Annotated in this window: 17 protein-coding genes; 11 read left to right on the forward strand and 6 right to left on the reverse strand. The window is 54.3% G+C overall.

Annotated elements, in window-relative coordinates; genetic code table 11:
- Positions 1–18 precede the first annotated feature (18 nt).
- Genes ACT2B1_RS21105 through ACT2B1_RS21125 form a run of 5 tightly spaced genes read right to left on the reverse strand, consistent with a single transcriptional unit; the run spans position 19 to position 4,761 of the window.
- Positions 19–1,095 carry an Ldh family oxidoreductase gene (locus tag ACT2B1_RS21105; protein WP_171239186.1) on the reverse strand — a complete coding sequence of 359 codons (1,077 nt, stop codon included), beginning with the start codon at positions 1,093–1,095 and terminating at the stop codon, positions 19–21.
- Positions 1,085–1,957: an ABC transporter permease gene (locus ACT2B1_RS21110; RefSeq protein WP_170383463.1), complete on the reverse strand. Its 873-nt coding sequence runs from the start codon at positions 1,955–1,957 to the stop codon at positions 1,085–1,087. The genes ACT2B1_RS21105 and ACT2B1_RS21110 overlap by 11 nt, the downstream gene beginning before the upstream one ends.
- Positions 1,954–2,763 carry an ABC transporter ATP-binding protein gene (locus ACT2B1_RS21115; RefSeq protein ID WP_170336353.1) on the reverse strand — a complete coding sequence of 270 codons (810 nt, stop codon included), beginning with the start codon at positions 2,761–2,763 and terminating at the stop codon, positions 1,954–1,956. The genes ACT2B1_RS21110 and ACT2B1_RS21115 overlap by 4 nt, the downstream gene beginning before the upstream one ends.
- On the reverse strand, positions 2,760–3,788 hold the full coding sequence (locus ACT2B1_RS21120; RefSeq protein WP_171239184.1) for an ABC transporter substrate-binding protein: 1,029 nt from the start codon (positions 3,786–3,788) through the stop codon (positions 2,760–2,762). The genes ACT2B1_RS21115 and ACT2B1_RS21120 overlap by 4 nt, the downstream gene beginning before the upstream one ends.
- Before the next feature lie 58 nt (positions 3,789–3,846).
- A complete protein-coding gene (locus ACT2B1_RS21125; protein ID WP_371808203.1) occupies positions 3,847–4,761 on the reverse strand; it encodes a fumarylacetoacetate hydrolase family protein in 915 nt (304 codons plus the stop codon).
- A gap of 141 nt (positions 4,762–4,902) precedes the next feature.
- On the opposite strand from ACT2B1_RS21125, the gene ACT2B1_RS21130 reads away from it, so the two are divergent.
- From ACT2B1_RS21130 to ACT2B1_RS21145, 4 genes are all read left to right on the forward strand, one after another.
- Positions 4,903–5,583 carry a FadR/GntR family transcriptional regulator gene (locus ACT2B1_RS21130; protein WP_170611065.1) on the forward strand — a complete coding sequence of 227 codons (681 nt, stop codon included), beginning with the start codon at positions 4,903–4,905 and terminating at the stop codon, positions 5,581–5,583.
- Between the two features lie 194 nt (positions 5,584–5,777).
- The gene (locus ACT2B1_RS21135; protein ID WP_171239183.1) at positions 5,778–6,461 is read left to right on the forward strand and encodes a fumarylacetoacetate hydrolase family protein; all 684 of its coding nucleotides are present in this window, start codon (positions 5,778–5,780) and stop codon (positions 6,459–6,461) included.
- Between the two features lie 60 nt (positions 6,462–6,521).
- A complete protein-coding gene (locus ACT2B1_RS21140) occupies positions 6,522–8,057 on the forward strand; it encodes an acyl--CoA ligase (RefSeq protein WP_171239182.1) in 1,536 nt (511 codons plus the stop codon).
- A 4-nt stretch (positions 8,058–8,061) separates the two neighbouring features.
- The gene (locus tag ACT2B1_RS21145; protein ID WP_171239181.1) at positions 8,062–9,039 is read left to right on the forward strand and encodes a 2-dehydropantoate 2-reductase; all 978 of its coding nucleotides are present in this window, start codon (positions 8,062–8,064) and stop codon (positions 9,037–9,039) included.
- Positions 9,040–9,538: 499 nt separating this feature from the next.
- Here ACT2B1_RS21145 and ACT2B1_RS21150 read toward each other — a convergent pair whose 3' ends face one another.
- Positions 9,539–10,213, reverse strand: a complete 675-nt coding sequence (locus tag ACT2B1_RS21150; protein ID WP_254428729.1) for a TetR family transcriptional regulator C-terminal domain-containing protein — start codon at positions 10,211–10,213, stop codon at positions 9,539–9,541.
- An 88-nt stretch (positions 10,214–10,301) separates the two neighbouring features.
- Here ACT2B1_RS21150 and ACT2B1_RS21155 point away from each other — a divergent pair, with 88 nt between their 5' ends.
- Genes ACT2B1_RS21155 through ACT2B1_RS21185 form a run of 7 tightly spaced genes read left to right on the forward strand, consistent with a single transcriptional unit; the run spans position 10,302 to position 19,039 of the window.
- Entirely contained in the window at positions 10,302–11,171 is an 870-nt protein-coding gene (locus ACT2B1_RS21155) for an ABC transporter permease (RefSeq protein WP_170549885.1), read from the forward strand.
- Positions 11,168–11,956, forward strand: coding sequence for an ABC transporter permease (locus ACT2B1_RS21160; protein WP_170752062.1), 789 nt, complete (start codon positions 11,168–11,170; stop codon positions 11,954–11,956). The genes ACT2B1_RS21155 and ACT2B1_RS21160 overlap by 4 nt, the downstream gene beginning before the upstream one ends.
- Positions 11,953–13,050: an ABC transporter ATP-binding protein gene (locus ACT2B1_RS21165; RefSeq protein ID WP_170752059.1), complete on the forward strand. Its 1,098-nt coding sequence runs from the start codon at positions 11,953–11,955 to the stop codon at positions 13,048–13,050. Before ACT2B1_RS21160 ends, ACT2B1_RS21165 begins: the two co-directional genes overlap by 4 nt.
- 19 nt (positions 13,051–13,069) lie before the next feature.
- Positions 13,070–14,131 carry an extracellular solute-binding protein gene (locus ACT2B1_RS21170; protein ID WP_234899375.1) on the forward strand — a complete coding sequence of 354 codons (1,062 nt, stop codon included), beginning with the start codon at positions 13,070–13,072 and terminating at the stop codon, positions 14,129–14,131.
- A gap of 60 nt (positions 14,132–14,191) precedes the next feature.
- On the forward strand, positions 14,192–16,255 hold the full coding sequence (locus ACT2B1_RS21175) for an oxidoreductase (RefSeq protein ID WP_481669122.1): 2,064 nt from the start codon (positions 14,192–14,194) through the stop codon (positions 16,253–16,255).
- Positions 16,252–17,484 (forward strand): aromatic ring-hydroxylating oxygenase subunit alpha, encoded by a 1,233-nt coding sequence (locus ACT2B1_RS21180; protein WP_171125941.1) that lies wholly within the window; start codon positions 16,252–16,254, stop codon positions 17,482–17,484. The genes ACT2B1_RS21175 and ACT2B1_RS21180 overlap by 4 nt, the downstream gene beginning before the upstream one ends.
- On the forward strand, positions 17,477–19,039 hold the full coding sequence (locus tag ACT2B1_RS21185) for a trimethylamine methyltransferase family protein (protein WP_481669123.1): 1,563 nt from the start codon (positions 17,477–17,479) through the stop codon (positions 19,037–19,039). The genes ACT2B1_RS21180 and ACT2B1_RS21185 overlap by 8 nt, the downstream gene beginning before the upstream one ends.
- Positions 19,040–19,056: the final 17 nt, after the last annotated feature.

Raw genomic sequence — 19,056 nt, forward strand, 5'->3', positions numbered from 1 at the left:
CTTCCCTCAGATATGCCGCTAGTCAGTGTTAACATCAGGAAACGGGGGAGTCAGTCCACAGTCCAGGGCGAGACTGTTGAGGTCTCGGCAAAGAGCGGAGTTGAGGCTTACACCGTCTTTGCGACGGGCCTCAGCTGCAGCCGTTTTTCCGTCTCCGGGCAGGCGTACCGGGTCATGACCGGGCAGGGGGGCGGATGCGCGCATTTCGGAGAAGACGCGGGCTGCATTCGAAGCAAAGTCTTTTTCCATTCCAAAGGCCGCCGGATCAAGCGCCATTACGAATTGCCCTGTGTTTGTGGGTGAGGTTGTGTCTGATGTGAAGTTGACTACGTCAGAGCCGAAGGCAGCGCCGTTCAAGACTCCGGACATCAACCCTATGGCCACGGAAAGGCCGAAACCCTTCGGACCTCCGATCGGCAAAAGAAACCCTTCTGATTTGCGGGCAGGGTCCGTTAACGGATTGCCATCACGCCCAACCATCCAACCTTCGGGCATAGGTTCGCCTTGCTGCAACAGGGTCTTGATCTTACCCATCGCGGCAACTGTCGTCGCCATATCAAACACAAACGGGTCGGGGCCAACGGCAGGCGCAGAGAAAGCGATAGGATTGGTGCCAAGAAGCAAGTCGCTTCCGCCATAGGGTGGAACGTGGTTAGCACTGCCCACCGCTGCGGCCATGCCAAGCATTCCAGCTTCGGCTTGTGGGCGCACATAAAGTGCCAAAGGTCCAGCATGATTGCCGCGCCGAACACCGACCCATCCGATACCTGCCTCTTTCGCCTTTTCTATCGCAAGATCTCGCGCCGCCGACATAGCCAAATGCCCAAGGCCGTCATCGCCGTCAATCAACGCGGTCGCGACAGACTGATGTATGACGGTAACGTTTGGTTTGGCGTTGCACCCGCCTCCGGCCAATCGGGCAAGATACTGGCGCAAGCGAAAGACTCCATGGGTGCCATATCCGAATATGTCGGCCTCAACCATCGTCGAGGCCACCTGATCTGCATCCGCTTTTGGAACACCTCGAGTTTCGAGCGCGCTCGCCACAAATTCACGCAAGATCTGGCAGTTTATTTTCACTGGCTCAGAAGTCATCTCTGCCAACCTGCTCTTTGTGCCAGAACACCAGTTTTCGCTGTGTCCAAACCACCGTCGCAAATACAGCGAGACCAACGAGACTTAGGTACAGGATCAAGGAGAACACGCGCGGAGTATTGAGCTGCGATGCCGCAACACGGATCAACTCACCAAATCCCTTACCGCCCCCTAGGAACTCTCCTGTGATCGCGCCTGCCATAACACCAACTGCTCCGATTTTAAGGCCGGTGAATATCTGCGGCAGACCGGTTGGCAGCTTCATCTTGATCAATGTCTGCATCCGGCTGGCGCCCATCGTCTTGAACAACATGCGCGCGTTTTCGTCGGCGGCGTGAAGTCCGGCCGCAGTCCCAACCACGATTGGAAACGTCGCGATAAAGGCCGCAAGTGCCACCTTGGATTCAATGCCGAAACCCAACCAAGCCACAAAAAGAGGAGCGAACGCGACTTTCGGCATCGTATCGATAGAAACCAAATAGGGCATTACTGCCTTCTCGCCAAAGGCTGTTTCGCCAACCAAAACACCCAGCGAAAATCCGATCGCGATTGCCAGCGCAAAACCATAGATGACCTCTTTGATGGTAATCCACAGTGCCCCAAGCATGTAGCCGCCGGTCAAAAGGTTTTGCCCTACGAAGATCATATCTTTGAGGGTCTCCATCGGCGTCGGTAGAATGATCGGAGAGACCAGCCTAAGGCTGGTCACAATTTGCCAAGTTCCGACAAAAACCACGAAGACAAAGGTCATCGCCAGCCAGCGAGGAACCGAGTCGATAAAGTGAACCTTCTGCTCCCATACAGTGTCTTCTGAGGGGGCAGCGTCTTTTACGGAAGGTGAGTAATTCTGAACTTCGCTCACATTTCTTCTCCCTTATCAAGGAGGCTGCGAATGTAGTCTACGATAGCGCCGAATTTGGGTGTCGTCATCATGTCGAGTGTTCGTGGGCGTGGCAGGTCGACCTCAACGATTTCAGCAATCCTGCCTGGGCGCGGTTTCAAGACGACGATTTCGTCAGACAAAATAACAGCTTCCTGAATTGAGTGCGTCACAAGAAAAGCAGTCGCATCCTGTTCCCTGCAAATCCGCTGCAATTCCATGTTCATCATGTCGCGTGACAACTCGTCGAGCGCGCTGAACGGTTCGTCCATCAATAGCACGGCTGGTTCCGTGATCAGCATTCGGCAGATCGAAGCGCGTTGTGCCATACCGCCTGACAATTCGTTCGGATATACGTTTTCGAACCCTTGCAAACCTACGATGTCCAAAAGTTCGTGCGCCTTGGCCATAGCTTGCTTGGCCGCCGCTTTTCCATCGCGGATCTCAATTGGCAAGACGATGTTTTCCACCGCTGTTTTCCAGGGGAAAAGCGTCGCTTGCTGAAACATCATACCGATGTCCCGGCGGGTCCCAGTGACTGGTTGCCCCTGAAGGATTACACGCCCTTTGGTGGGCGGGATCAGACCCGCCATGATCTTTAGTAGAGTTGACTTGCCGCACCCGCTGGACCCGATGACAGATGTGAAGCTTCCTTTCCGAAGCGTCAGATTGATGTCCTCGAGAGCGACAACAAGATTGCGTGCATAGGTCTTGCTTACATGGGTCAACTCATAGACCGGCGTGCCCAAAGGCGCGCCGGAAAACTCATGTGTGACTACAGCGTTCATTTGCTGACAGCCGCGTTTCCGATGGCAGCAAACTCGTTGGTCCAAGCAGCGCTCAGGTCATCCAACGGCCCTGGGATTTCGCCCCCTGCAACAAGTGCGTCTTGCCATTCCTGCCAAACTTCGGCGGGGTACCATCCCAGGCCATTGCTCGGATCCGCCGCGATAGTTTTCGAGCGTACGGCATCGAACAGTGCTGACTGGAACTCCTTGTCCTCGCCTTCCTGCGGGTTGCCATCCGCCAAATGCTTCAAAACAGCTTCACGGTTGGCATCATCCAGTGCAAATGCATGACCACGTGTGAACGCGCGGCTCCAAGCTTCGACCAATTCACGGTCGTTGGCGATTGTGTCAGCCATTGTGGCGATGCCGTTACCGAAGAAACGCCCGAACTCCGCAGGCGTGATGTCACGCACCGCCATTCCGCGCTGGTTCAGAATTGCCGTGTCAGCCGTCGAAGCAGAGTAAGCGTCGATTTCGCCGTTTAGGAAAGCCGCGGTCGCCGGGCCACCGTCGCCGACGGTAAGGAAGGTAAAGTCTTCACCCTCTTTCATGCCTGCTCCGGTCATCACGTTACGTGCAAAGCCTACTTCTGCGCCATCGGCCGTACCTGTTCCGATAACTTTACCTCGAAGCTCTTCAACACTTTGGATGTCAGAGTCTTCTGGCACGGCTATGCCAAAGTTGCTGCGTGCCGCAACGTTGTAGATGTGTACGGCATCTACATCCCGCGACCGTGCGGCAATTAAGGGGCCAGGACCGGGGCGACCGAAGTGAGCCTGTCCGGCGGACAATGCTTGAAGCACGGCTCCTGAGCCGTTGATCGCCTCGACGGTCACATCCAACCCTTCATCAGCGAAATAACCTTCGCCGATGGCGACAAAAACCGGAAATGAATTGATTGCCGAAGGGCTTGGCTGCACGAAGGTAATTTTACGCAAGTCCTGCGCAAAGCCCTGTGTTCCTAGTGCTCCTGCTACCGGAACCGCCGAAAGCAAGGACGCTGTGAAAGTCCTTCTGTTCATCATTTTAGTCTTCCTCCCTTGCATGGTTGGCAACCCGCAGATTCAGCTATGCAGGAGCCACTTAAACGACGCGCACGGTATTCCTGAGCGTGCCGATTTCTGAAATTTCACAAACCACAGTGTCCCCGTCTTTCAGGAACTGTGGTGGGTCCATGGCGTATCCGACACCAGACGGTGTTCCGGTCGCGATTACGTCGCCAGGTTCCAGGGTCATACCTTCTGAAAGGGATGCGATCAGCGTTGGAATGTCGAAAATCATGTCCGACGTCGATCCGTTTTGGCGCTGTTCGCCGTTGACTGTTAATCCGATTGATAGAGCGTGCGGATCGCTGATTGTATCAGCGGTCACTATGCAGGGGCCCAATGGGCAAGACCCATCTAAACCTTTGCCTTTGAAATACTGCCCACCATGTCGGCGTTGAATGTCGCGTGCGGTGATGTCATTGAGGATCGTATAGCCGTATACATGGTCGTATGCGTCAGCCTTGGCTATGTTTCGCCCCGGTTTTCCAATCACAACTGCCAGTTCAACTTCATAGTCAATGGCTTGTGAGACCGAGGGGAATATCAGAATGTCTGCCTCTGGCGCCACAATCGATGTCGGCGGTTTTGTGAAGAAGACCGGATGTTCTGTTACGCCAATTTTTTGGTTTTGGGCACGTTCGCCCTCGGCGATGTGTTCAGCATAATTGCGCCCGACACAGAAAACGTTCTTACGCGGGGAAGGAATTGGTGCCAGAAACGGCACGTCATCCGGGACCAGTGCGTCGTTTAGATTACCCGTTTCGGCCGATGAAACGAGGGTTTTCAAAACGCCAAGCGTTTCTTTTCCGCCTGCGATCAGATGCTGCATTGAACCTGCGTCCAGCGCTTCGCCAAGCACTTGCGCTGCGCGCAAAACGTCCAACTTGCCGCCATCGTTTAGTATTGCCACGCAAACGGCGTGGCCCTCTACGGAAACAGTTGCTAACCGCACTCGGCACTCCTCCCTCGTGCTTGTGTCAAGACGTGGTCACGGATCCTGTCCGGCGACTCGTTTCTTGCTTTCCTCTTGCCCTTGAGTTTTTTCCGACTTGGCGTTTCAATCAATCAACCAATCGCTAAATTGGGTGGAGATATGAGTGCACCAACCGAACTCGCGCACCGCGTACGCGACCTGATTAACAATGCCGGATACAGGCATAACGACAGGCTCCCACCTGAACGTGAGCTGTGTTCAAAACTTGGGACCACTCGCAATCAGTTGCGAAGAGCGTTGGCAGAGCTTGAGGCCCAGGGGCTGATCTGGCGTCATGTGGGGCGGGGAACATTTGTTGGATCCAGGCCGGTTCTCAACCTCACCGATGTAACTTATTTGGGCAACCAAATTAAACCTGAGCAGGTTGTATCCGTTAGATTTACGATCGAGCCGCAGCTTAGCCGCCTCGCAGCGCTCCATTCCACACGTTCCGATCGAGAGCAAATGAGGCTATGCGCGGACAAATGTCGTACCGCAGAGGATTGGCGCACGTACGAAGCTTGGGACAATAATTTGCATTACGCTATAGCCCGCTCCACTCGTAACCAACTCTTTTTATACTTCTTTGAGACTTTAAATTCGGTTCGAAGATCGATTGTTTGGGGGCAGCCACGCGAAACTTTAAAGCCCGCAGAAGACTATTCCAGCTTTAGCGAACATGATGTGATCGTGTCTGCCATAGCAAAGGGCGACTGTGAGCTTGCGGCCAGTGCCATGGTGGATCACCTGAAATCGGTTTATTCGCGGGTGCTGCCTACGAGCATCCAGTCCGACAGCTGAAGTAGCGCTGGTGCCCAACCAATTCGGGAAATGGTCGGGGCAGATTGTAGCCGTTGGTCTTGCAAAACAGCCTGAATTTTGGCGATGACTTGGTAAGCCGCCGCGTCCGTTTGAATGTGGCGTAGCATCGATCGGAAGGTAACTGACCGTTCGGAAATCCGATCTTTGGCAGTCAAGCGTTCAGGAGGAAAGCGATGTCCGATCATGTAATTCCCGCGCCGCAGGTGCATGTCATACCCGTATCGGGGGGCGGCACGTTCCCTGTCCGGCGTGTCTACTGCATTGGGCGAAACTACGCGGCGCATGCAATTGAAATGGGCCATGACCCGAACCGGGAACCTCCATTTTTCTTTCAAAAGAACCCAAACAATTTGGACCCTTCAGGGGAATTCCCGTACCCTCCGCACAGTTCCGACGTGCACCACGAAGCAGAAATGCTTGTTGCGCTCAAGTCCGGCGGCACGAATATCTCGGTGGACGATGCATTGGATCATGTCTTTGGGTACGGCCTTTCGCTTGATATGACCCGTCGCGACCTGCAAGGGCAGATGAAAAAGATGGGCCGCCCGTGGGAAATTGGGAAAGCGTTTGAGCGCTCGGCGCCATGCGGACCAATTCACAAGGCATTAGAGGTCGGGCATCTCGACAGAGGTCCGATTACTCTGACGGTGAATGGTGAAGTTCGGCAAGAAGGCGACTTGAACCAGATGATTTGGAAAGTCCCCGAGATGATCTCGTATCTGAGCGACTACTTCGAGCTTGCGGCCGGGGACGTTATCCTTTCAGGGACACCTTCTGGTGTTGGTCCCGTCAACCGAGGGGATGTTATGGTCTTGGCCGTCGACAAGCTGGGCAGCCTGAACGTACGCGTGACTTAGAACCTGCTGCGACGAGCTAACATTGCGAAAGAAACCGATGCTTGTGTAAACGGATAACAGATGCCCCATTTAGTCGTTGAATTGATTGCACACCATGCAGACACGGCAAATGCCATTGGCGCTCCTGGCCAGCCTTGGTTGAGCTACCTTGGTTTGCGCGAGCATTGCGCGAAGGTCAAAGAGGATCTGCATCAGATCGGAATAGGGCGCGGCGACAGGGTGGCAATTGTGTTGCCTAACGGACCAGAGATGGCGACGGCATTCATATCCGTCGCCCAAGTGGCGACGACGGCGCCTTTAAACCCTTCTTATACTATCGAAGAATATGTATTCTATCTCAAAGACTTGAAAGCCAAGGCTCTTGTAGTAAGCGAAAACGAAAGTGGCCCAGCCGTGCAAGCGGCGACTGAACTGGGTGTGGCCGTCTTGCGGATTTCTAGCGATAGTTCTAGTCCAGCTGGACAGTTTTCCGTTTTGGCCTGTGACCCAATTGGAGTGGCTGATACATCAGCGCCGGGTGAAGATGACGTCGCCCTGATACTCCATACATCAGGAACAACGTCGCGCCCCAAGATCGTTCCTTTGACGCAGGCCAATATCTACTCGTCGGCACGGAACGTGGCTTCGTCTTTGAAGCTGACAATCGATGATCGTTGTCTAAGCATCATGCCGCTGTTCCATATCCATGGGTTGATCGCAGCAGTCGCGGCTTCTTTAGGCGCCGGATCGCAAATTAGCTGCGCCCCTGGGTTCAACGCTCTTAGCTTTTTTTCACAGGTCGCTGAGGTTGATCCGACATGGTACACGGCGGTTCCGACAATGCACCAAGCTATTCTCGCCCGAGCCGCCCGAAACCAATCAGTCATTGAGCAATCGCGCTTGCGTTTCTTGCGGTCGTCTTCCGCGTCGTTGCCCGCGCCGGTCATGGAAGAGTTGGTGGCGACATTCAATGCGCCTGTCATCGAGGCCTACGGTATGACTGAGGCCACGCATCAAATGTGTTGCAACCCGCTTCCTCCACAAAAGCAAAAGCCCGGATACGTCGGAGTAGCAGCGGGCCCTGAAGTCAGAATTGCAGACGAAACGGAAAATGTATTGATCGCTTCGCGGGATGTCGGAGAAATCGTTATCAGCGGTCCGAACGTGACCCCTGGGTATGAGAGCAACCCGCAGGCAAATGCAGACAATTTCTTTGAAGCGGATGGAAAACTCTGGTTTCGCACCGGTGATCAAGGGTCGTTCGACGAAGAGGATTATCTGCGACTGACTGGACGCCTTAAGGAGCTTATCAATCGAGGTGGAGAAAAAATAAGTCCACTTGAAGTTGACGCCGTGCTTCTAAGCCATCCGGACGTTGCTCAGGCAGTTTGTTTTGCGGTTCCCCACGAGAAACTGGGCGAAGATATAGCGGCGGCGGTGGTGCTCTCAGAAGGAGCGACGATTGAAGGTCAGGACGTCCGGGATTTTGTTGGCGCACGGCTCGCAAAATTCAAGGTGCCGACTTCAGTGGTTATTCTCGAAGAGATACCAAAAGGTGCGACTGGTAAGATACAAAGGATTGGGCTGGCCGCTAAATTGGGACTGGCAAAGGCTTAGACACATGAAAGTTTGCATCTTTGGTGCCGGAGCTATCGGAGGTTACGTTGCCGCGAGGCTCGCGCAGACTGACGTCGACGTCAGTGTCGTTGCACGTGGCCCACATCTGGCTGCAATGCAAGAAAAAGGGCTGACTCTCCAAGAGGATGGGCAGGACCCAATCAACGTGCCAATACGCGCCTCGGACAATGCCGCCGATCTCGGCCCCCAAGACTATGTCTTTATCACACTGAAAGCGCATTCCGTTCCAGCAGTTGTGGACTCGATCCAGCCACTGATTGGGGATGAAACGACAATAGTGAGCGGAGTGAACGGGGTACCCTGGTGGTATTTCCACAAGCTGGGCGGTCCATTCGAGGGGACGAGATTGTCATCTGTAGACCCGGGAGACGCGCAATGGAACGGTTTCGGACCGGATCGTGTGCTTGGGTGTGTTGTTTATCCGGCCGCGGAAGTCATTGCTCCGGGATCGATCAAGCATGTCGAAGGCAATCGTTTTTCTTTGGGTGAGCCCGATGGCACTAAATCAGACCGTGCCTCCAACCTTTCGGCTGCATTGTCCACCGCCGGGTTGCGCGCGCCCGTAAGACCAAGAATACGGGACGAAATTTGGCTGAAGCTATGGGGCAACTTGTCGTTCAACCCGATTTCCGCACTTACCCACTCTACACTTGATGTCTTGTGTACTGATGAAGGTTCACGCTCCGTGGCACGTGGAATGATGCTAGAGGCTCAGGAAATCGGTGAAGAACTGGGGGTTAGGTTCCCGATTGATGTCGAAAAGCGCATTGACGGAGGAGCGGCTGTCGGAGCACACAAGACCTCGATGTGGCAGGATTTGGAGCTGAACCGACCTATGGAAATTGATGCCTTGGTCACTTCAGTACAGGAATTGGGGCAACTGACCGGGATCGCAACACCCACAATCGACACTGTTGCATCACTGATAAAACTGAGGGCAAAGGTCGCGGGTCTTTACTAAGATTCTGCTGGCGATCATCTGAAGAGATCAGTTCTGAGCGGGCGGGGAGCTGAATAGCGATCCGGCGCTACAAAACGCAGATCTTTCAAGCGTCTTGTCAGAAGAACTTTGCTTGGGCGGGGCAGGAGTTTTGCTTGCTTTTGCCCATGCCTAGACCTGCCTCTTTCAAATTCTTAAAACCAATCTCGAGATCATCCACCTTTCGGTGATGCTGTACATCCGCTTTGTCCGCAGAGCAGTCGTTGATGCAATACGCAGCGAACGTCTGCTCTGAGCCCAAAGGCGACTTAGGCTACGGGCGCAGCATTTGTCGTTTTGGGCGGAAAGCGGTCTTTCGCTGCACGTGCAATGGAAACCTTTCTTCGGGGGAAAGCGGGCGTTGGATTTCGTCCAATGCACGGGGGTGTTGCATTTAGACGCCAGGGAATTCGCCAATACCAGCAGTCGGCTTTCCAAGAACATGCTGTTTTTCTGTCTCAAATCTGAGCGTCCCGAAATCTCACAATTTAAATTTTTCGGGGAAAAGTCCGCACAAGAAACGTCTGATAAGATCAACAGAGCGTCGTCGTGAAAAACCCTGCATATCTGTTAGGTAATTGACCCACATACCTTCCAGCAAAGCCAGCGTTCCGGCAGTGGCATCGTCCACCAAGTTTGGGTCACGCTCGTTTTTTTGAGCTATCTCCTTAAACGCAAGCCGCAATGTCTCGACAAGTTTTTGATCCTGAGTGCTGCTGTAGCGGGCAATGCCTGGGTGTGAGCTCGCGATGCCGCGAAATGCATGCCAGATTTTTGTACTTCTTGGATTGAGCAGTGCTTCGGACAGATCCGCCTCGATCACAGCCATCACTCGGTCTTCGGGCGATGCATCCGAGCCCAGATCGGTCATTTTGTCCATCTCGGAATAATATTGGGCACTGAAATGCTGGGCTGCTGCCGTCAGCAAATTGTCCTTCCCGCCGAAATGCAAATGGATCATTCCGCGTGACAAACCAGAACGCTCGCAGATGCAGCTGACCGTCGTCTCGGTGACTCCAATATCCGCGATAGAGTCCAGAGTCGCCTTGATCAGAAGTTGCTTACTGGCATCTGGATCACGTTTCGAGCCACGTTTTCTTCCTCTAACGTTTTCCACTTTATTCAATAATTCCATTTCCTTGATGGCATCACTCAAGTCTTTCTCACAGGAAGATTGACACGAAAGACCGTTCTGGCGCAACATTTAATGGACGATCGTCCATTAGTGACTCGTGAAAATCCGGATGGGAGTTTGGGTAATCTTTCGTAGCGAAGCATCCCGGGGCTATACCCTCAGCGCACCAGCCACGGCTTATGTGGGCTTTCTGGTGGCGGCTCCGTTGTTGATCTTGATCGCCTATTCGTTCTGGACGCAAACCTACGTAACGCTCGACAAGACGCCGACACTAAAAAACTATAGCGACGCGTTTGCTGATCCTCTGGTTAGACACTTAATGCTAAGGTCGATCTGGATTGCCGGAGCAGTTACAGCAGTTACTGTCGCACTGGCATATCCCATCGCTTATTTCATCGCGATGAAGGCCCGTAAAAAGACCATCTGGCTTCTGCTCATCACCATTCCATTCTGGTCTAGCTACCTCCTGCGTGTATTTGCGTGGAAACTCATCCTGGGGTTCAACGGCGTAATGAATTCTGCACTGCTGATGCTTGGTCTGATCGACGAACCGCTCGACTTCCTTCTCTACAATGAATTTGCAGTCGTGCTGACGCTTGCCCATGCTTGGGCGCCATTTGCGATCCTGCCGATCTATGTCTCATTGCAGAAGATCGATCCGAGCTTACTAGAAGCCGCCACCGACCTCGGTAACAGCCCTTTTCAACGCTTCATGCGGGTGACGCTGCCACTAACCATCCCGGGGATCATTGCTGCTTGTCTGATCATATTTATTCCCACGGTAGGTGACTATGTGACCCCGGCACTGGTTGGCGGGTCGGATGGAAAGATGATCGCCAACCTTATTCAGGTGCAGTTCGGGGCCGCCAACAACTGGCCACTCGGCGCCACCCTTTCACTGATCGCGATGCTATCGGTTGGCTTTGTCGCTATAGTGTTTGTAATTACCGCCACCCGGCTAGGGAGGCGGATAAGATGAGACGCCCTTCGACCCTGACAGCCTACGCCTTTCTGTATTTGGTTTTTCTTTACCTGCCGGTCCTTTTTCTGCCCTTGTTTTCATTCAACAGCGGCACAATCGTTGCCTTTCCCATCAAGGGCTGGACGCTGGACTGGTATCGGAAGCTGGGCGAACAGGATACCTTGATCCAGGCCCTTTGGAATTCGCTTGGCGTCGGCACCGTCGTGGCACTTCTTTCTACCGCTATGGGATTGTTCGCCGCCCGCGCCTTTGTTCGGTACCGTTTTCGGGGTCAGCGTGCTGCCGAAGGTCTGGTGATGCTGCCTTTGGTTATACCGGGCATTATCGTCGCTTCTTCAATGCTGGTTCTGTTTTTGTTTATCGGTCTTAAGCCGTCTTTGCTGACCGTCGTTCTGGGTCATACATTTCTTGCGCTGCCGTTTTCCGTCTCGATCCTGAAGTCTGCGTTTGATGACTTCGATGCGTCGCTGGAGGAAGCATCATACGATCTAGGTGTCGGCGTGTTCGACACCTTCCGCCGCGTGACGCTTCCGGTCGTTTCCCCGGGTATCGTCGCAAGTTTGCTGGTCACTTTCACAGTCAGCTTCGACGAGTTCGTGCTCGCCTTTTTCCTGTCCGGCAACCAACCAACCTTGCCAGTCTACATCTGGAGTCAGATTCGTTTCCCCGCCAAGCTTCCAAACGTTTTGGCCTTAGGCTCTATCCTGCTGCTTTCATCGGTTCTACTTTTGGTGCTGGCCGAGTATTTCCGGCGCCGCTCATCCGCATCAGGGGTCCAATGACAGAAAAAAACATCATCGAACTCAGGGGCGTCGAGAAACGCTATGGCACTTTTCTTGCGGCTAGCGGGATCGACCTCGATCTCAAGGAAGGCGAGTTTTTCTCACTCCTCGGCCCATCGGGATGCGGCAAAACCACGGTATTGCGGATGATCGCTGGTTTCCAAGAGCCGACCAAAGGCACCGTACTGATCGACGGTCAGGATATGGATGGTGTGCCTGCCAACAACCGCCCGACGAACATGGTTTTTCAGAGCTACGCCATCTTCCCGCACCTGAATGTTGGAAACAACGTGGCTTATGGATTACGTGGCAAGGCCCCCAAGGCCGAAATCGACCAGCGTGTGGCCGAAGCCTTGGAAATGGTCGAGCTGGGCGGTCTTGAGGATCGCGGCGCAAGTGAGCTGTCAGGCGGGCAGCGGCAAAGGGTGGCGCTCGCCCGTGCGCTGATCATGCGACCCAAAGTATTGTTGCTGGATGAGCCCTTGTCGGCCTTGGACAAGAAGCTGCGCGAGCAGATGCAATTTGAAATGCGTAATCTGCAGCAATCGCTGGGTATCACCTTTGTGATGGTCACACACGACCAATACGAGGCGATGACAATGTCTGACCGCATTGGCGTGATGTTCAATGGGCGGCTAAAGCAGGTGGATACGCCAACAACGCTTTACGCCCGGCCCTGCGATCAGCAGGTTGCCAGTTTCATCGGTGAGATGAACATTTTGCCTGCCCAGTTGCTTGAGGAAAATGGCGATACGCTTTCAATCGACGCGAAGGCCTTTGGCCAAATGGAGATTGAAAAAAACCCCAACGTCGCAACCAGCGCCCGAGATATGAACATCGGTATTCGACCCGAACAATTGGAAATCACCTCTGAAAAACCCGAAGACTATCCATCAACTGTTCAGGGCAAAGTCAGCAACGTCGCTTTCTATGGCGAGAACATTCACTACCACATTCAGGTTGCGGAAACCGACAAGCCGATCTCGGTCTCGGTTCCGAACTACTTTCACACGGTTGATTTCAATCGCGGCGACGCAGTTTGGCTGGGAGTCCAAAGCGCCAGCGTGATCGATCTTGGCACTGACACAGAATAAGACAATGGGAGGAAAAAAATTGAAACTTCAGGGAATTGCGGCCTTCGCATGTGCGACGGCAATAAGTACAGGAAGCGCCAGCGCCGGTGGAGCTGATCTGACGGTATTTGACTGGTCGGGATATGAAGACCCGGGATTCTTTGCCAGCTACATGGAAAAATACGGGAATGAAGCACCGAGCTATTCCTATTTCGGTAGCCAGGAAGAAGCCTTTACCAAGCTAAGCTCCGGATTTACAGCTGATTTAGCGCATCCTTGTTCCGACGCGGTCAGAAAATGGGTCGCAGCCGATCTGATTCAGCCGCTGGACGAAAGCAAGCTGACCAATTGGGCGGATGTGCTGCCCGAGATCAAGGAGGTCGACGCCATCGTTCTGGACGGCCAGCTTTACATGTTGCCGTTCGAATGGGGGAACACGGGCCTTATCTATCGCACCGACAAGATCTCGGGGGACGATATCTCACTGCAATTGCTGGCCGACCCGGCTTATGCCGGTAAGATCGCTATCCCGGATGCCGCATCATCTGCTTATGCGTTAGCGGCGCTGGCTACTGGAAATGCTGACGACTACACCAACTTGAGCGATGAGCAGTTCAAGGAAGCGTCTGACTTCCTGCGCTCGATCCACCCGAACATGCGCTTTTACTGGTCCGACGCAGGTCAGTTTGACCAGGCCATGACCAGCGGCGAGATCGAATTCGGTTGGGCCTGGAACCAGTCAGAACTAAACCTGATCTGGAATGAGGTGCCTGCCGCGATGATGCGAGACGTCGACAAGGGTATCGCGACCTGGGCGTGCGGCTACGTGCATCTGAAATCATCCACGACACCGGTCGATCAGGTCTATGATCTGTTGAACGCGCTTACCGACCCGGCCAGCGGTCAGTACATCATCGACAACTGGGGCTACCCGCATTCGAACGCAAAAGCGTTCGAAGTTGCCGATCAGGCCAACATCGAAGCCTATGGTTTCTCCGATCCAAAAAGCTTCTTCGAGGGCAGTTTGTTCTTTGATGCGGTGAACCCCGAGCTTGAGGCAAAAATGCTGGCGGAGTTTGAACGGATCAAAGCCGGCTTCTGATTCAACAGTATCTCCGGGGCCAACCAGCCCTGGAACACAAACACAGGAAAACGCGTGAACATGTCAGACGCGAACCCATATGCTATGCTCTTGGAACCGGTTCAGATCGGGCCAGTCACTGCCAGGAACCGCTTCTATCAGGTGCCTCATTGCACCGGGCTGGGGCACCTCCGACCAAGGGCGGATGCTGCCGTTCGTGGAATGAAGGCCGAAGGCGGGTGGGCGGTGGTTTCCAATCAGGAGACCGAGATTCACCCGACTTCTGACCTTTCTCCTTACGCCGAAGGGCGGCTATGGGACGCGCGCGATGTGCCCGCGTTGCGGCTGATGACAGACGCAGTGCATGCACATGGTGCGCTGGCGGCTATCCAGCTGGTTCATAACGGCAATCATGCGCAAAACCTGCTTACCCGCGCCCCGGTTCTTGCACCTTCCGAAATGTCTGTCGACACTACACACCCCAAGCAGGCGCGGGCTATGGATAAAGCCGACATTCGGGAATTTCGCCGTTGGCACCGCGAGGCCGCCTTGCGCGCGAAAGATGCCGGATTTGACATCATTTATGTGTATGCCGGGCACAACATGACATTGGCGCAACATTTCATGCTGCCGCATATGAACCAGCGTAGCGATGAATATGGTGGGTCGCTCGAAAATCGCGTGCGTCTGACACGTGAACTGCTGGAAGACACTCACCAAGCCGTGGGCGACAGCTGCGCTGTGGCGTTCCGTTTTGCTATTGATGAGATGATGGGTGCCGGGGGCATGCAGGTAGCAGAAGAAGGCCGCGCCGTTGTCGAGCTTTTGGCCGATCTTCCTGACCTATGGGATGTGAATGTGGCTGACTGGTCCAATGACAGTGCCACGACTCGTTTTCAGCCAGAGGACGGATATCAGAACGCGTTTCTGTCCCACGTTAAACAGATCACCCAAAAACCTGTGGTTGGTGTCGGTCGCCTGACATCCCCCGACATGATGCTGTCGATGGTCAAAAAAGGAATTGTCGACCTTATCGGTGCCGCGCGGCCATCCATTGCGGACCCTTTCATACCAAAAAAGATCGGGGAAGGCAGGATCGACGAAATCCGCGAATGCATCGGCTGCAATATCTGCGTGTCGTCGGACAATCTGGGTATCCCGATCCGATGCACTCAAAACCCTACGATGGGTGAGGAATGGCGACGCGGTTGGCACCCCGAGATCATCGCGCCGAAAAAGAGCAACGCGGATACTTTGGTTGTTGGCGGTGGCCCTGCCGGTCTTGAATGCGCCATGCAGTTGGCAAGGCGAGGATATCAGGTGACCTTGGCCGAAGCGTCAGCCGAATTGGGCGGGCGGGTTACGAAGGAAAGCAAACTTCCCGGCCTCGCAGCTTGGTCCCGCGTCGTCGACTATCGTCTGCATGATTTAAAGCAACGCGGCAACGTTCAGCTTTTCACTGACAGCAGGCTTGATGGCGATCAAGTGGCAGAGCTGGGCGTCGAACACGTCTTTGTGGCCACCGGCAGCCTTTGGCGAACCGACGGCATGGGCCGTAACACCCAGCGCCATGTGCCCCAGATCGAGCAAAGCGCCAATGTGCTGACGCCTGATGACATAATGAATGGTGTTCTACCGCCTGATGGCCCGGTCATGATCTATGATGACGATCATATCTATCTGGCAGGAGTGATCGCCGAAAAACTGGCGACGGCAGGATACCAGGTGGTCTTTGTCACGCCGGAGAATTTGGTTTCAGCTTACTCCATCAATACTTTGGAGCAGCCTCGCATTCAGGCCCGTCTGATGGAGCTTGGTATCGACATTCGTTGCAATCAGGTGCTGACGGCGGTTCAAGGTGACATGGCCCGCATCGGTTGTGCCTTTACTGGTCGCGAAATGGATATTCCATGTGCCTCGACAATTCTGGTCACTGAACGTCAGCGTGAGACGACGCTATATGACAGCTTGCGCGGGCTCAGGTTGAAAACCGTCGAACTTATTGGCGATGCCGCTTCTCCAGGGCTGATCGTCGACGCAGTCTTCGCGGGCCACCGCGCGGCCCGTGATTTTGAACGCCCCAAGGCAGAAGCAGACCAGGATTGGTTTCGCCGCGAGATAATCGATTTGGAGGAAACGAGATGAACAGCCGACCGTTTGAGTTGGATGCGCTGATAGCCTCGCACCAGTACGGCCACGCCCTGCCGCGCGAATTCTATACCTCCCAAGACATCTATAACTATGACATCGCCCGGGTCTGGAACCGCAACTGGCTTTGGGCAGGTCACGTCAGTCAAATCCCAAGCCCCGGTGACTACTTCCTGTTAGACTATGGCCCGGAGAGCATTATCGTTGTTCGCGACCGCGATGGCGACATTCGTGCTCATTTGAATGTCTGCCGCCATCGCGGATCTCGCGTCTGCACTGAACAATCCGGCAACGCCCGCGTTCTTGTTTGCCCCTACCACGCATGGACATATGAGCTATCAGGAAAACTTCGTGCAAGTCACAATATGGGGGAACAATTCGACCCGTCAAAGTTTGGGCTTCTTCCCGTTCAGGTGAGTGTCTTCAAGGGCCTGATCTTTGTCTGTGCCGATGCAAACACCCCATCACTTGATCCTGTCCTCAGCAAACTTGAGCCACTCGTCGAACCCTATGGCCTGAACGATTTGAAAGTAGCGCATACCGCGTCATTTCCTGTTCCCGCGAATTGGAAACTAGCGGTTGAGAACTACCTTGAATGCTACCACTGCGGGCCAGCTCACAAAGAGTATTCTCGCTCCCATAGCTTGAAATCACCGCAAGACATGGCTGGTTTGGTCGAACCGCTAAAGGCTAGGGCTGTAGAAGCCGGGCTGTCACCCAATGAATTGACTCTTGTCGGCGACGCTGCGCTGACCCCATTTACCAGCGGGTACTATCGTCGCTATCCGCTTTACCAAGGCTACAAAACCGGCAGCCAATCGGGCGAGGCACTTGCACCATTGCTTGGAACGCTCAAAGGCTTCGACGGTGGCGCAACTGACTTTGATATTGGTCCGTTGAATTGGTTCCTGATTTATTCGGATCACATGGTCGGCTACCGCTTCATTCCACGAGGCTTACAGGAAACCGACATTCAGGTGGTCTGGCTGGTTCGCGCTGACGCCGAAGAAGGCGAAGACTACGACAAAGAAGACCTGACCTGGCTTTGGCATGTCACATCTTTGGATGACGAACGCATCATTCGCCACAACCAGTCCGGCGTAAATTCTCAATACTTCCAACCGGGCCCCTTGGGCGAGATGGAAACCTCGATCCAGGACTTCTACGATTTCTATTTCAACATGATCAGCCCGGACCCAGAACAAAGGATGTCCGGTCATGGCTGAGGCAAAATCACGCCGTCGCGGCGGCGGCGGACGCGCCGCGCGCATCAAGGTTCAACAGGCTACCACGGGCAATGAGGCCGTACCTGGAGGCCTAAGTGGCGGCCGCTATAAACCGCTGACCCAAGCAGATATGGAGAACATCCATCAAGCGGCCTTAACCGTTGTGGAAAACACGGGCGTTACCGACCATTTCCCGGAATTGCTTGATCTGGCGCTTCCCAAAGGCGCAGTTTTGAATGACCTCAATAGGCTGTGCTTCCCCCGCGCCCTTATGGAAGACATCCTGGCGGCTGCCGCCAGAGAGTTTTATGTCTATGCCCGCGGTGAGCGTGCAGGCAAAGACGACATGCATTGCTCGGCCGAGAGTGTCTATTTCGCCAACTCTGGCACCGCCGTCACAACCTTCGATTCCGAGACCAAGTCCTATCGTCCATCGGTTCTGCGCGACGTTTATGATTTCACCCGACTAGTGGACCGCTTGGACAACATCCATATGCTGGGCGACACAGTTTTGGCCACCGACGTGACCGATGATTTCGCTCACGACATGAACACCATATATGCGATGCTCGCAGGCAGCCAAAAGCCTGCCTGTCTGACCTTTCGCGACCGCAGCCATATCCCGCATGCCATCCGCATGTTTGATTTGGCTCACGGTGGTGAAGGGGCTTTCATGAAGAAGCCAAGCGTCATATTTGGCGGCTGCCCAATGGTTTCCCCCTTGCGGATCGGCAAGGAGAACATGGAAATCCTGATTGATACTGCCAAACTTGGTCTAACTGTCGATCTGGCCGTGCCTCCTCAGGCCGGGGCCACAGCCCCCGCGACGCTTGCGGGAACACTGGTGCAAACCGTGGCCGAAACGCTGGCCTGTGTTGCCATTGTAAACCTCATCACACCGGGCTGTCCGGTCTGCTTTGCCGCCTGGCCCTTCATCACAGACCTGCGTAGCGGATCGTTCACCGGCGGCAGCGGTGAACAGGCTCTCATCGGGGCGGCAGCCATTCAGATGGGCAATTTCTACGGCCTTCCCACATCCGTTGGCGCAGGCATGACCGATGCAAAAATACCCGACGCGCAATACGGGTTGGAAAAAGCACTGACCTTCACGCTTGCCGCCCATGCCGGTGCCAATCGTCTGTGCGAGTTCGGCGGTATGATGGGTAGCCTGATGGGATGCAGCTTTGAAAGTATGGTCATCGATGACGAAGCGGGTGGTATGATCCTGCGATCGTTGCGCGGGATAGAGGTCACGGATGAAACCATGGCGGTAGATGTGATCCACCAGTGTGCCATCGACCCAGGTCATTTCCTCGGTAACCCTCACACGCTGAACTATATGAACACCGAATTTGTCTACCCGCGGCTCATGGATCGTGAGCGTACAGATACATGGGAAAACGAAGGCAAAACTGATCTATTGGACCGCGCCCGTGACAAGGCCAATTCCATTCTCGACAGCCATTTCCCCAACTACTTCGGCGCCTCAGACGCTCAGGTGCGCGAAGAGTTCCCAATTGTGATGAGCGCAGAAAGCATGGCCCGCCGTGGATAACTCTAACGCCAAGCACT

The sequence above is a fragment of the Ruegeria sp. S263 genome (genome assembly GCF_056780525.1).

What these genes read in the sequence shown, in the direction of transcription:
- ACT2B1_RS21105 (WP_171239186.1), bottom strand. Translation starts at nt 1,095, where the DNA reads ATGACTTCTGAGCCAGTGAAAATAAACTGCCAGATCTTGCGTGAATTT.
- ACT2B1_RS21115 (WP_170336353.1), bottom strand. Translation starts at nt 2,763, where the DNA reads ATGAACGCTGTAGTCACACATGAGTTTTCCGGCGCGCCTTTGGGCACG.
- ACT2B1_RS21120 (WP_171239184.1), bottom strand. Translation starts at nt 3,788, where the DNA reads ATGATGAACAGAAGGACTTTCACAGCGTCCTTGCTTTCGGCGGTTCCG.
- ACT2B1_RS21130 (WP_170611065.1), top strand. Translation starts at nt 4,903, where the DNA reads ATGAGTGCACCAACCGAACTCGCGCACCGCGTACGCGACCTGATTAAC.
- ACT2B1_RS21135 (WP_171239183.1), top strand. Translation starts at nt 5,778, where the DNA reads ATGTCCGATCATGTAATTCCCGCGCCGCAGGTGCATGTCATACCCGTA.
- ACT2B1_RS21140 (WP_171239182.1), top strand. Translation starts at nt 6,522, where the DNA reads ATGCCCCATTTAGTCGTTGAATTGATTGCACACCATGCAGACACGGCA.
- ACT2B1_RS21145 (WP_171239181.1), top strand. Translation starts at nt 8,062, where the DNA reads ATGAAAGTTTGCATCTTTGGTGCCGGAGCTATCGGAGGTTACGTTGCC.
- ACT2B1_RS21155 (WP_170549885.1), top strand. Translation starts at nt 10,302, where the DNA reads ATGGGAGTTTGGGTAATCTTTCGTAGCGAAGCATCCCGGGGCTATACC.
- ACT2B1_RS21160 (WP_170752062.1), top strand. Translation starts at nt 11,168, where the DNA reads ATGAGACGCCCTTCGACCCTGACAGCCTACGCCTTTCTGTATTTGGTT.
- ACT2B1_RS21165 (WP_170752059.1), top strand. Translation starts at nt 11,953, where the DNA reads ATGACAGAAAAAAACATCATCGAACTCAGGGGCGTCGAGAAACGCTAT.
- ACT2B1_RS21175 (WP_481669122.1), top strand. Translation starts at nt 14,192, where the DNA reads ATGTCAGACGCGAACCCATATGCTATGCTCTTGGAACCGGTTCAGATC.
- ACT2B1_RS21180 (WP_171125941.1), top strand. Translation starts at nt 16,252, where the DNA reads ATGAACAGCCGACCGTTTGAGTTGGATGCGCTGATAGCCTCGCACCAG.
- ACT2B1_RS21185 (WP_481669123.1), top strand. Translation starts at nt 17,477, where the DNA reads ATGGCTGAGGCAAAATCACGCCGTCGCGGCGGCGGCGGACGCGCCGCG.